The sequence below is a fragment of the Marinovum sp. J2-8 genome, assembly GCF_055808435.1.
Genome location: NZ_JBVVRZ010000006.1, coordinates 120674 through 132238, shown reverse-complemented (window position 1 = coordinate 132238; position 11565 = coordinate 120674). Strand labels below are relative to the sequence as shown.

The following is an 11565-nucleotide window of genomic DNA, read 5'->3' as shown; positions in this document are numbered from 1 at the left end:
AAACTGGGGGCGGGATGTCAGCCCGCCGTTGGCGGCGCTGCATCCGTGTCACTGTCCCCAGATGGCGCAGCCTGCTGCGGCCCAGCCTGCTGCGACTCTGGCGGCTGCGGCTCTGGCGGCTGGGGTTTTGGCGGCTGGGGCTGGTCGGTGAAGCGGATTGGCACCCCGCGCTTGCGGGTCACCGCCAGATCAAAGATGTCAAACCGGTTATAGCCTGCCGCCAGATCGTGAAACCGTTTTGGTTCCAGACAGCGGGCCAGATCTATATCGGCATAGATGATGCCCTCGTCTACGGTGCTTTCCCCGATCAGCTGGCCGGTGGGATCAACAAAGAAACTGGGCGCGCGGCTGCATTCATCCAGCAAGGGGATCAGCGCGGGGTCTTTGCCTGCGACCACCTCGGTTGCGGTTTTGTCAAACGGCGACGCCACGACAATGCCAAAACATTTTGCCTCAAAACAATGGCCCGCCGCGCGGATGTGATTGGCGGCGCGATTGTCGTAATTGCCGCTGTCCTCGGGCGGGCGGGTGGGCCAGATCGGCGGATAGGTCGAAATATGCACCTGTTCCCCCTGGGCAATCAGGCTGTACCGCGACAGCGGATTGGTGTTTTCCCCGCAAATCAGCGCCCCAACCCGACCGCAGCGGCTGGCGCTGACGTTCAGCCCGGCACCGTCGCCGGGATCCCAGACCAGTTTTTCATAAAATGTCGGCACCAGCTTGCGGTGATGGTTCACGACCCGGCCGGTTTCGTCAATCAACAGGTTCGAATTCCAAAGACTGCCGACAGAGGCGGGATTGCGCTCTGACAGGCCAATGGACACCATGATGTCATGACGCGCGGCGGCCTGGCGGATCATCTCGATCTCGGGGCCATCGGCAAACACCGATGCGGCGGCATATTGCGCAAACAGATCATGGGACCGGATCGGGGCATGTATCGCCGCCCACACCGGGAACCCCGGCAAAAATGCCTCGGCAAAGACGACGATGGACGCGCCGTTTCGGGCCGCTTCTGCGATGGCCGACACCGCCTTTTCGGCGCTTGCGACCGGATCAAGGTAAACCGGGGCGATATGGGCGGCGGCGGCCCGGAAACTATGGGTGTCGAACATTCGCAAACTCCTTTGGTTCAACCGAATGTCCCGGAAAGTGGCGGTGATCCCAATATTCATTTGCGAACGCCGCTGTGCTGATTTGGCAATCGGCGCGCGGCTATCCCCATTCATTCTCCAGCGAGATATGTGGCGTCTTCCTGAAAAAGCTGGGCGAGGAATTTCTTCAACGCAACGATATGCGGCAGATGGCGCAGATCCTGATGCACGGTCAGCCACAAGGTGCGCGTGACCGACAGGTCCGGCATGATGCGGATCAGACTGTCCTGATCGGACAGGGCGAAATGCGGCAGCGCCACAATGCCCAGGCCCCCACGGGCGGCGTTGCGCTGTGCGATCATGCTGTTGCTCCAGAAGACGATATTGGGCTGATGCACCATCTCTTCCAACCAGCGCACGGCATCCAGTTCAACAAATTGATCAAGGTATCCAACATAGCTATGCGCCGCGAGATCATGTTGGCTTTCCGGCACGCCGTGGCTCGAAATATAGCTTTCTGCTGCATAAAGCCCGATGCCGAAGGCGCCGAATTTCTGGGTCGCCATCTTGTCCCCCTGGGGGCGAAAGAAGCTGAGGAACATATCCGCTTCGCGGTGGCTGATCTGGACCTGCCTTGACGTTGTCAAAAGCTCCAGCCGGATACCGGGAAAGCTGGCCTGAAACCCGGCCAGCCGCGACGACAGATAGAGTGAGGCGATGCCCTCCATCGTGGCAAAGCGGATCACGCCGCTGGTGTCACCTTCGCCGGACATGTCGCTGCGCAGGCTGTTGATGCCCAGGGCAACCTCCTCTGCGCGCCGCAGCACCATATGGCCAAAGGTGGTCAGGACAAGCCCCTCGCGGTTACGCTCGAACAGGGCCGCGCCCAGGGTGTATTCCAACCGCGACAACCGCCGCGATACTGTGGAATGGCTGACCGAAAGGTCACGCGCGGCGGCGCTGACGCTTTGACACCGCACCGAGGTCAGAAAGACCTTCAGATCGTCCCAATCCAGATTTTCCAATGGATCCGCCATGAACCTACCCTTTTGCGCCCGTATACAGCAGCCTGTGACACCTGTGTAACACGAGAACGCGGCGCATGCGTTGAAATCCGGAACCACGGAAAAACGGCCCACAGATCGCTCTGCGGGCCGTTTCGATTGTCTGTCATGTGGCAGGATCAGGTGGTCTGGATCTTGCCGTTGGTTTCCGGAAAGCGGTCGGCCATATCGTCCTGGAATTCCTTGCGACGGGCCGGATCAACCGGATCATCGCGCAACAGAGATCCACCAAAGAACACCACCGCGCTGACAATCAGACCCCAAAGCGGCGGGCCAATCAGACCGGGGTTCGGCAGCAGATTGAACTGCATCGCCACCATCACCCCCCAGCCCAGCAACATCCCCCAGAAGGCCGCCGGTTCAGACGCGCGGTTCCAGAACAATGCCCCCAGCAGCGGCAGCAGGAAGGACAATGCCATCCCGACCCCGATCGACGCCAGCGGCGCAATCAACGACCGCCCCTGTGGCGAGAAGGCAAATGCGACAAGCGCCAGCACAAAGGCCACCTCGAAATAGCGCGCCAGCCGCATCCGTTGGCTGTTGTCGACATTCCTGATGCTTGGCACCAGATCCTGGGTAAAGCTGGAGGTCGCCGAAATCATCTGGCTGTCCAGCGTCGACATGCCCGCGGCAAACACCGCGATCACCAGCACGACACCCATCGCCGGCAGGTATTGCGCAAAGATTTCCGGCACCAGCGCGTCGGTTGTGTTGCCTTCGGGGATCGTGATGTCCATGCCCAGCGACATCATCCCGATCACCACACCGGTAAAGGTGACGACAAACAACGCCAGAAAGGATGTGATGGCGGCCCCTTTGACCAGCGTTTGCGGGCTGTCGGCCATATAAAGACGTTGCCACAGATGCGGGGTCAGCACCCAGCCAAAGGTCCAGAGCGTCATCAGCGTGATGTAATTGCCTGCTCCACCGTCAAAGATGAACATCTCGGGGCGTGCTGTGGTTGCCGCCACCCAGCCTTCGGACCAGCCACCGGCCCAGCGGATCACCAGCAACATCGTGCCCAGCAACAGCAGGGCAAAGATGAAGCCCTGGATCACATCGGTCCAGACCACCGCCCGGCTGCCGCCGACAAAGGAATAGACCCCGACACAGACCGCAATCAGCAGGACACCAACGTTAAAGGCAATCAATCCGCCAGAGATCGAATTCAGCGCAATGGCGATGCCGGTGATCTGAATCGCGGAATAGGGGAACAGCACCGCAATACAGATCAGCCCGGTCAGGATACGAATGCGGCGGCTGCTGTTGTAATAGGTCGCCAACAGATCGCCGGGGGTGATGAAGTTGAACTTCTTGCCAAGCGCCCAGATCCGCGGCCCCAGCACCATCACCATGACCGGCCCCATCGCGTTGAAGAACCCAAACAGAAGCCAGTTCACGCCAATCTTGTAGAAAAAGCCGGGCCCGCCGAGGAAAGCAAAGGTGGAAAACCAGGTCGCAAACATCGTGCCGACCAGCATCAGGGTGTTTGCACCACGCCCCATCAGGAACCAATCCTCGGGGTCGTCGTGTTTGTTGGTCTTATACGCCCGATAGGCGATATAGAACATCAGCACGAGATAGAGCGAAATGCCCAGAAGTGTCACAAAGGTGGTCATGTCCGGGGCCCCGCATTTTGGCTTTGTTCAAGTGCGACCCAGGCGCGCCCGCGCACGAGGTAATAAACCGCACCCAGAAGGCAATTCAGGGAAAACACCGCGTAGCAGTAAAATATCGTCAGCGGCATCGCCAAAGGCCCCTGTTCCGCGCCGTTGCCAAGGATGTCGAACACCGGCAGCAACGCCAGCACGACGTTCAAAAGCCCCCATGCCAGGAACATCCGGCCGGTCGTGCTTTGTGGCACAATGCCGAGCCACGGGTAGCCGCCGGGCTGCGCCGCCCCCCCGGCGGCCGTAGAATAGGTTACGTTGGACATGGCAGAACCCCCTTGTTTCCGTTTTTATAGTGCCGCCGGGACTGCCCCGGTCTGCTTAATCCGTTAAGCGTGGCACAAGTTGGCGAGGCCGCCAGATATTGATTGTGCACGGGGCTGTGCAAATACCGTCGGCAGGGCAGTTCCGCATTTGCATTGGCGGAATTTGCCGGTCTTCCGGGGGGCTTCTGCGCCCGCTCTTGAGAGTATTACTTATATTTTTCAACCTGTTAAGATCAAACCCGGATCTGAGTAGAGTTGCGCGGGCAGGTCAGTGACCCGGCCAGCCCTCTGCCCCGCATCAAATCGAGGTGCCTGTTTTTTAATCAAATATGCGCCGAATTGCGGGCCGCTGCGGGCAGAACTGCACAAAGGCACACAATGGAACAGTCGCGGATCAAAGCCGGGCGGCGGCAACATAGGCCTGACACATTGCAATCAGTTCCACGCGAAGCGCCTCGGCATCGGGCGGATCAAGATTGCGTTCGAACACATTGCGGACAGCGCCAAAAATGACCGTGACAAGCGTCAGATGGGTGATGTCCGGGCTGCGAAACTGCACATTCGGCGCGCTGATCAGCATCGCCCGGGTCGCTTCGTTGGTCCGGGCGGCAAACCGCTGGACCAACGCGTCATTGTCCATCTCAACCACGGATTTATACAATGCGCGGGTGGCCTCGGCGCGTTCGGTCTTGGCCCGCCAATAGGTGTCGATCAGGGCGTCAATCATCTGGTTAATCGCTGCGCCATGCTGCGATTGACAGGTCGCCTCAATCCGTTCTGCCAAGGCTTCGAGATATCGGGCATTCAACGCATAGATCAGCGCCTGTTTGTTGGGAAAATACTGGTACATCGTCCCAACCGACACCCCGGCCCGTTCGGCCACGCGGGTGGTTGTCAGGCTGGCCATGCCATCGCGAATTAAAACCTGAATGGCGGCCTCGAAAATGGCATCCAACGTCACCTTTGCGCGGCTTTGGCGCGGTGTTTTACGGGCGGTCAGGGCCGCCGGGGCCGGGTCGATCATATGCGAATCCAAAAGCTGAATGATCCTTCATATAATTCGAACACAGGTCAAACCGAAGGAAAATTTCAATGGAACAGCAACCTATCGCCCTGGTCACAGGCGCAAACAAGGGCATCGGGCTGGAGATCGCCCGCCAGCTGGCCCAAGCCGGGGTCAGGGTTATTCTGGGCGTGCGCGACGCCGCGCGCGGCGCGGCGGCACTCGCAGATCTTGCCAGGGGCGGGCTGACAGCAGAGACCTGTCTGGTCGATATTGCCATCCCCAAAAGCGTGACAGATGCCGCCGCCGACATCACGGCGCGGTTTGGGCGTCTTGATATTCTTGTGAACAATGCTGGCGTGTTCGATTTCACCGATGGCACGCCCGGCAGCGCCGCCATTGATAGCGTGCGCAGGGTGTTGGACGTCAATTTCATCGGCACTCTGACAGTGACCCAGGCCATGCTGCCCTTGCTGAAAGCGGCGGGGCAGGGCCGAATCGTGAACCTGTCCAGTTCGCTGGGCTCGCTGGCGGTAAATGGCGACCCGACCTCGCCCTATTTTGCCGCCCGCTTCATCGGTTACAATGCCTCGAAGGCCGCGCTGAACATGCTGACCGTACAATTGGCCGAAGAGCTGCGCGACAGCGGCATCAAGGTCAATTCCGTCAGCCCGGGGTTCGTCAAGACCGACCTGACCGGTATGGGCGACATGACCCCGGAGGAGGGCGCGGTATTGCCGGTGCGCTATGCCCTGGAAGGTCAGGACACCGGGACATTTGTCGAACCGGCCGGGGTGACGCCCTGGTAGAAACGGTCCAATGCGCGGGCCGGGCAGGATATGTGCCTCTGACACAGATCCGTCCGGCACCGGCAGGGCGCAGGCAATGGGCACAGGGGCAGGGGCAGGGGCGCTTAATCGGGCTGGTTTGTGACGCAATCGGCCGACCGGGGCCGCAGGAGTTTCGGCAACAATGTGTCCAATGTAATGGCACCGAAGCTGGAGATGAACAAAGCCTCGGATTGCGCCATGGTATCCTTCAGGGCCAAATTCACGTTACGCTCGACCAGACAGTCGGGGTTGTCCGAGCGCATGCCAATGGCAAACAATGTCGGCCTGCCCAGCGCGTCATACACATCCAGCAGGGTAATCTCTGCCAAAGGTCGCGCCAGTGACCAACCACCGCCGTGCCCACGCCCCGATTGGACATATCCAGCGTTGCGCAATCCCGCCATCGTGCGCCGAAACACCGCCGGATTGGTGCCCATGCTTTGCGCCAGCCGCTCTGAGGTGACAGGCACATCGACCTGATCAAGATGCAGCAAGACATGCAGCACATCCGACATCCGGGTGTCCCGGTTCATGCCGACGGCCCTCGCGTGCCGGATACGGCCCGGCGCGAACGCTTGATTACGTTGATTGACAGTCCTGGAATTTCTCGTATCTTTAATTGATACATGAATCACCTCTCTTTTCGTATCAGTTAAAGATACATCCCGAGGAAACCGATGTCCAATCTTCAGACCAGCGTACCGCGCCGGTCCAAATCCGAAGGAAACCGAAGATGAAATATGATGCCATTGTCGTTGGCGGCGGCTTTGCCGGTCTGGCGGCCGCCACCTATCTTGGCCGGGCGCGGCGCCGCGTGCTGGTTCTGGACACCAAACGCCCGCGCAACCGGTTTGCCGCCGCATCACATGGGTTTCTGGGCCATGACGGGCGCGCGCCACAGGCGATCCTTGCGGATGCGCAGGCCCAATTGGCCCGCTATCCCACGGTCAAAATCCGCGAGGTCGCGGCGCAAAGGGCCTCTGCTCATGACGGCAGCTTTGTCGTTGATCTGTCCGGTGACGCGCCGGGCGCGACACCTGTCGAGGCCCGGATCCTGATCCTTGCCTTTGGGATACAGGACAAATTGCCCGACATCCCCGGACTGGCCCAGCGTTGGGGCAGCAGCGTTCTGCACTGTCCGTATTGTCACGGGTTTGAGTTCAGCAATCGCCGACTTGGCGTGCTTTACCGCACGGACATGTCGGTACATCAGGCGCAATTGGTGGCCGAATGGGGGCCGACGACGCTGTTTTTAAACGGAAATACCCTGTCCGACGACCATCAGGCCGCGCTGGCGCAACGCGATGTGCGGGTCGAACCCGGACTGGTGACTGCGGTGCAGGGGCCGGGACAGGCGCTGGCCTCTGTGCAGCTACAAGACGGCCAGGCGGTCGACATCGAGGCGCTTTTTGTCGCGCCGCAGTCCACCCTGACCAGCCCGCTGGCCGACCAACTTGGGCTGGAGATGACCGACTCTCCCATGGGGCCGATGATTGTCACGGATGACAGCCAGATGACCTCGCGCGTTGGGGTCTATGCCGCCGGGGATATTGCACGCGCGCCGCATAGTGTCAGCTGGGCGGTTGCTGACGGTGTTACTGCAGGCACCGCAGCCCATCGCACGCTGGTCTTTGCGCCATGACGCCAGACCCTTTTGCCGATCCCGACCGGGTGGCCCGGTATTGTGCGGACACGCCGCGCCGCGTTCCGGGCTACACCGATCTGCATCACATGGCGCTGAACCTCCTGTCAGAACGGGCGGCAACGGGGGCCTGCATTCTTGTGCTGGGGGCAGGCGGCGGGCTGGAGCTTCGGGCCTTTGCCCGGGCACGACCGGATTGGTCCTTTGTCGGCGTCGACCCGTCGCAGCCGATGCTGGATCTCGCCGCAAGGATCCTGGAACCCGAAGGCGCGCAGGTGGAATTGATCAAAGGCCGGATCGGCGAGGCCCCGTTCTGGCCGTTTGACGGCGCGACCTGTCTGTTGACGCTGCATTTTCTGTCGATCCCGGAGCGGCTTGAGGTTCTGCGCGGATTGCGGGCGCGTCTGGCCCCCGGCGCGCCGGTGATTGTCGCACATCACTGCGCGCCAGAGACCGGCGCGGCCAAAGACTGGCTGGCCCGCTCCGCCGCTTTTGCCGCCGGACCCGATGGCGACGCACAGGCGGCCATCAAATCTGCCGATACCATGGCGCAGCAACTGACCCTGCTGACCCCGGATGTGGAACAGATGCTGCTGCGCGACGCCGGATTTGTCGCGCCGTCGCTGTTTTATGCCGCCTTGTCGTTTCGGGGCTGGGTAGCCTATGCCGGGGCCGACGAATGGCGCGACCGACCCCAGCCCAATGCAGGCGCAGCAATCGACCGAAATATGGGTGTTTCCGGTTGACTTGGGTTTTCATGGACAGCATGGATCATTCCGCGTACTAAATGGTATACCAAACGCTGGTGCCCGAATGGCACGACTTTGGGAATTATTGGGAGGAATACACATGTCTATCTCTTTGGCGCGCCGCGCCATGCTGGCCGCGACTGCGGCCTTTGCGGTTGCCGCGACGGGTGCCTTTGCCGAAGACAAGGTCAAACTGCGTCTGTCCGCCGTGTCATCCGATACAGACCAACGGGCCGTGGCCCTGCTGGAAAAATTCGGGCCGATGGTCAGCGAAGTTGCTGATTTCGAACCACATTGGAACGCAACCCTGTTTGCCCAAGGCACCGAGCTTGAGGCCATCGCAGTTGGCGATCTGGAAATGTCGATCACCTCGGCGCAGGAACTGGCAACGTTCTTCCCGGAGTTTTCGATTTTCACCGCCGGATACGTGCATCAGGATGCCGCCCATCAGGTTGCGGTGTTCAACGATCCGCTGATGGATGCGTTCAAACAAAAAGCCGAAGACGAACTGGGCGTCAAACTTTTGACTGTGATGTATCTGGGCCGCCGGCAGGTGAACCTGCGTCAGACAAAAGACGAATTGACGGTATCGACCCCGGATGATCTGGCGGGTGTAAACCTGCGGATGCCGGGCACCGACGCATGGCAGTTCCTGGGCCGCGCATTGGGGGCCAACCCGACGCCGATGTCCTTTACCGAGGTATATACCGCGCTGTCCACCGGTTCGGTTGACGGTCAGGACAACCCGCTGCCCACCGTGGTTGATGCAAAGTTCTATGAAGTCACCAATCAAATCGTGCTGACCTCGCATCTGGTTGACCTGAACTATCTGGCCCTGTCCAAAGCGACCTGGGACAGCATGACCCCGGAACAGCAAGAGGTTGTTCAGGCCGCAGCGGATGCCACCGCCGATTTCGCCCGCGAAAACCAGTTGCAGAAAGAAAGCGAACTGGTGTCTTTCCTCGAAGAGCAGGGGCTGTCGGTCTATGAACCGGATGTTGCCGCATTCCGCGACCGTGTACAGAACATGTACCTGGAAAGCGAATATGCTGCCACCTGGCCCGCGGGTCTGCTGGACAAGATCAACGCCCTGGGCAACTGATCCGCACTGACGTCGGGGGAAACCGCCATGAAGTCTATTACCGCCGGTTTCTCACGCCTGACGGAATTCGTGGCGGCCATGATGATGGCCGCCATGTTCGCCACTTTTATCGTTCAGATTTTCATTCGTTACACCGCACGCGCGCCCGGCGTGTCCGATGCGGTGCCCTTTCTCAGCCCGGACAATTTCGGCTGGACGCTGGAATTCTGCCTGCTGATGTGGATCTGGCTGGTGTTCTGGGGCAATGCGTTCATTGTCCGCCAACGCGACCATGTGGTTTTTGACATCCTCTATCAGGGTGTGAACCCGGCCCTGCGCAAATGGTTTGTGATCATTTCCGCCGTGGCAATCATCATCGGGCTTCTGGCCTCGATCGGGCCGACCTGGGACCGGTTCTATATCCTGCGCCTGAAACGCACTGCCACGCTGGAAACCCTGTTTGGCTCTGATGTGCGCATGTTGCACATCTATATGATTTACATCGCTTTTCTGCTGGTCGTTCCGATCCGATACGCGATACGCGGTTGGCGGGCCTTCCGCCATGGTGCCGAGGGTGATCAGCATCCCCTTGATGCCCTGACCGACGAAAACAGCAAAGACACCCACAAGGCAGACAATACATGAGCCTCGAATTCACTCTCTGCCTTGTCACGCTTTTTTTGCTGGCCGGGATCGGCACGCCGGTGGCCTATGCGATTATCGTCGCCTCGCTTGTCTATCTGTTCTTTGGCGGGCAAAGCATTGGCATCGCTGGCAAAACCCTTATGGACGGGGTTTACCAGAGCTTCATTCTTCTGGCCGTGCCGTTGTTTATCGTGGCCGCCAATATCATGAACGCCGGCACGATCAGCGACCGGTTGCTGCGGTTTTGCGTCGGGCTGGTCGGCCGGTTCAAGGGCGGCATGGGGCATGTCAACGTGGTGGCGTCGCTGATCTTTTCCGGCATGTCCGGGTCTGCCGTGGCCGATGCTGCCGGCATCGGCAAGGTGATCATCGACATGATGGTCAAATCCGGCCATTACACCCGTGGCTATGCTGCGGCCATCACCGCCGCATCTGCGGTGATCGGGCCAATCATTCCACCGTCGATCCCCATGGTGCTTTATGCGTTGGTGTCGAATGAATTGATTGGCTACCTGTTTCTGGGGGGCATTGTGCCGGGCCTGTTCCTTGGTGCGGTGCTGATGGGGATGAATTGGTTCATTGCCCATCGACGCGGCTTTGGCACCGAAGACCCCGTGCCGCTGAAGGAATTGCCGGCCCTGACCGTCAACGCCTTTCCGGCGCTGCTGATGCCGGCGATCCTGCTTTATGGCATCTATGGCGGCGTCACCACACCGACCGAGGCCGCCGCCGTTGCCGCGTTTTATGCGCTGATCCTGGCGGCTGTGTTTTATCGCGCGCTGTCGCTCAGGGCGTTTTACGACATCTTGGTCGAAAGCGCCCGATCCTCGGCTGCGGTGGGGCTGGTCATTGGCGGGGCGCTGATCCTGAACTTCATCGTCGCTTCGGAAAACATCCCGTCGATGATGGCGTCCGCGATGGTTGATCTCAAGATTTCGCCGTTGGCCTTCTTGTTGTCGGTCAATCTGCTGATTCTGCTGCTGGGCTGTGTGCTGGATGCAACCACCATCATTCTGGTGATTATTCCGCTGTTTATCCCGACCTGCCGCGAATTGGGGATCGACCTGGTGCATTTTGGCGTGGTTGCGGTGGTCAATTGCATGGTCGGGCTGATCACCCCACCGTATGGCATCCTGTTGTTTGTCATCAATGCGGTCACACAAATCCCGCTGGCCGAAATTATCCGCGAGGTGCTGCCGTTTCTTGCGGTCCTGGTTGTGGCCCTGTTGGTGCTGATCCTGGTGCCGGATCTGGTGTTGTTCCTGCCGCGCATGCTTGGCTATCAGGGCTAGGGCGGCATTTTCGCCAATATGTGACGGAATCGCGGGGTTCGGGGACACCCGGCCCTGCTTTTGCTGTCAAAAAAGCCATCTGTTCTGATCAAGATCGCCAAATGATGGCGTGATGCCGGGGGACAGAAGCAATTTATTAATTTGCTTGCGATACTCAGGTCCCGGAAAACTATCCATGGGACTGCATAATGCGCCACTTCCCGGAGCTTAAGAACACGCGCGACGGCGA

The 11565-nt window shown here is 59.8% G+C and carries 12 protein-coding genes; 6 read left to right on the top strand and 6 right to left on the bottom strand.

Annotated features, from left to right (window positions below):
- Nucleotides 1–17: 17 nt before the first annotated feature.
- From AC0L4F_RS17590 to AC0L4F_RS17570, 5 genes are all read right to left on the bottom strand, one after another.
- The gene (locus AC0L4F_RS17590) at nt 18–1115 is read right to left on the bottom strand and encodes a carbon-nitrogen hydrolase family protein (RefSeq protein ID WP_244690643.1); all 1098 of its coding nucleotides are present in this window, start codon (nt 1113–1115) and stop codon (nt 18–20) included.
- A gap of 110 nt (nt 1116–1225) precedes the next feature.
- Entirely contained in the window at nt 1226–2131 is a 906-nt protein-coding gene (locus tag AC0L4F_RS17585; protein WP_244690641.1) for a LysR family transcriptional regulator, read from the bottom strand.
- A 146-nt stretch (nt 2132–2277) separates the two neighbouring features.
- Nucleotides 2278–3777 (bottom strand): sodium:solute symporter family protein, encoded by a 1500-nt coding sequence (locus AC0L4F_RS17580; RefSeq protein WP_244690639.1) that lies wholly within the window; start codon nt 3775–3777, stop codon nt 2278–2280.
- Nucleotides 3774–4094 (bottom strand): hypothetical protein, encoded by a 321-nt coding sequence (locus AC0L4F_RS17575; RefSeq protein WP_244690637.1) that lies wholly within the window; start codon nt 4092–4094, stop codon nt 3774–3776. Before AC0L4F_RS17575 ends, AC0L4F_RS17580 begins: the two co-directional genes overlap by 4 nt.
- Before the next feature lie 394 nt (nt 4095–4488).
- The gene (locus AC0L4F_RS17570; RefSeq protein ID WP_244690635.1) at nt 4489–5118 is read right to left on the bottom strand and encodes a TetR/AcrR family transcriptional regulator; all 630 of its coding nucleotides are present in this window, start codon (nt 5116–5118) and stop codon (nt 4489–4491) included.
- Nucleotides 5119–5186: 68 nt separating this feature from the next.
- Between AC0L4F_RS17570 and AC0L4F_RS17565 the strand changes: the two genes are divergently transcribed.
- On the top strand, nt 5187–5906 hold the full coding sequence (locus AC0L4F_RS17565) for an SDR family NAD(P)-dependent oxidoreductase (RefSeq protein WP_244690633.1): 720 nt from the start codon (nt 5187–5189) through the stop codon (nt 5904–5906).
- 104 nt (nt 5907–6010) lie between these two features.
- Here AC0L4F_RS17565 and AC0L4F_RS17560 read toward each other — a convergent pair whose 3' ends face one another.
- Nucleotides 6011–6460: an Rrf2 family transcriptional regulator gene (locus AC0L4F_RS17560; protein WP_244690631.1), complete on the bottom strand. Its 450-nt coding sequence runs from the start codon at nt 6458–6460 to the stop codon at nt 6011–6013.
- 200 nt (nt 6461–6660) lie between these two features.
- Here AC0L4F_RS17560 and AC0L4F_RS17555 point away from each other — a divergent pair, with 200 nt between their 5' ends.
- The 5 genes from AC0L4F_RS17555 (at nt 6661) to AC0L4F_RS17535 (ending at nt 11336) form a co-directional block, all read left to right on the top strand.
- Nucleotides 6661–7569: an NAD(P)/FAD-dependent oxidoreductase gene (locus tag AC0L4F_RS17555; RefSeq protein WP_244690629.1), complete on the top strand. Its 909-nt coding sequence runs from the start codon at nt 6661–6663 to the stop codon at nt 7567–7569.
- Nucleotides 7566–8315 carry a class I SAM-dependent methyltransferase gene (locus tag AC0L4F_RS17550; protein WP_244690627.1) on the top strand — a complete coding sequence of 250 codons (750 nt, stop codon included), beginning with the start codon at nt 7566–7568 and terminating at the stop codon, nt 8313–8315. The genes AC0L4F_RS17555 and AC0L4F_RS17550 overlap by 4 nt, the downstream gene beginning before the upstream one ends.
- Nucleotides 8316–8418: 103 nt before the next feature.
- Nucleotides 8419–9420, top strand: a complete 1002-nt coding sequence (gene dctP, locus AC0L4F_RS17545) for a TRAP transporter substrate-binding protein DctP (protein WP_244690624.1) — start codon at nt 8419–8421, stop codon at nt 9418–9420.
- Nucleotides 9421–9447: 27 nt separating this feature from the next.
- Entirely contained in the window at nt 9448–10044 is a 597-nt protein-coding gene (locus tag AC0L4F_RS17540) for a TRAP transporter small permease (RefSeq protein ID WP_244690622.1), read from the top strand.
- Nucleotides 10041–11336: a TRAP transporter large permease gene (locus tag AC0L4F_RS17535; protein ID WP_244690620.1), complete on the top strand. Its 1296-nt coding sequence runs from the start codon at nt 10041–10043 to the stop codon at nt 11334–11336. The genes AC0L4F_RS17540 and AC0L4F_RS17535 overlap by 4 nt, the downstream gene beginning before the upstream one ends.
- Nucleotides 11337–11565 lie beyond the last annotated feature (229 nt).

Bases quoted from the DNA above. Each gene is read 5' to 3' on its own strand.
- AC0L4F_RS17560 (WP_244690631.1), bottom strand. From the start codon at position 6,460: ATGAACCGGGACACCCGGATGTCGGATGTGCTGCATGTCTTGCTGCAT.
- AC0L4F_RS17590 (WP_244690643.1), bottom strand. From the start codon at position 1,115: ATGTTCGACACCCATAGTTTCCGGGCCGCCGCCGCCCATATCGCCCCG.
- AC0L4F_RS17565 (WP_244690633.1), top strand. From the start codon at position 5,187: ATGGAACAGCAACCTATCGCCCTGGTCACAGGCGCAAACAAGGGCATC.
- AC0L4F_RS17575 (WP_244690637.1), bottom strand. From the start codon at position 4,094: ATGTCCAACGTAACCTATTCTACGGCCGCCGGGGGGGCGGCGCAGCCC.
- AC0L4F_RS17570 (WP_244690635.1), bottom strand. From the start codon at position 5,118: ATGATCGACCCGGCCCCGGCGGCCCTGACCGCCCGTAAAACACCGCGC.
- AC0L4F_RS17580 (WP_244690639.1), bottom strand. From the start codon at position 3,777: ATGACCACCTTTGTGACACTTCTGGGCATTTCGCTCTATCTCGTGCTG.
- AC0L4F_RS17585 (WP_244690641.1), bottom strand. From the start codon at position 2,131: ATGGCGGATCCATTGGAAAATCTGGATTGGGACGATCTGAAGGTCTTT.
- AC0L4F_RS17550 (WP_244690627.1), top strand. From the start codon at position 7,566: ATGACGCCAGACCCTTTTGCCGATCCCGACCGGGTGGCCCGGTATTGT.
- AC0L4F_RS17540 (WP_244690622.1), top strand. From the start codon at position 9,448: ATGAAGTCTATTACCGCCGGTTTCTCACGCCTGACGGAATTCGTGGCG.
- AC0L4F_RS17555 (WP_244690629.1), top strand. From the start codon at position 6,661: ATGAAATATGATGCCATTGTCGTTGGCGGCGGCTTTGCCGGTCTGGCG.
- AC0L4F_RS17535 (WP_244690620.1), top strand. From the start codon at position 10,041: ATGAGCCTCGAATTCACTCTCTGCCTTGTCACGCTTTTTTTGCTGGCC.
- dctP (WP_244690624.1), top strand. From the start codon at position 8,419: ATGTCTATCTCTTTGGCGCGCCGCGCCATGCTGGCCGCGACTGCGGCC.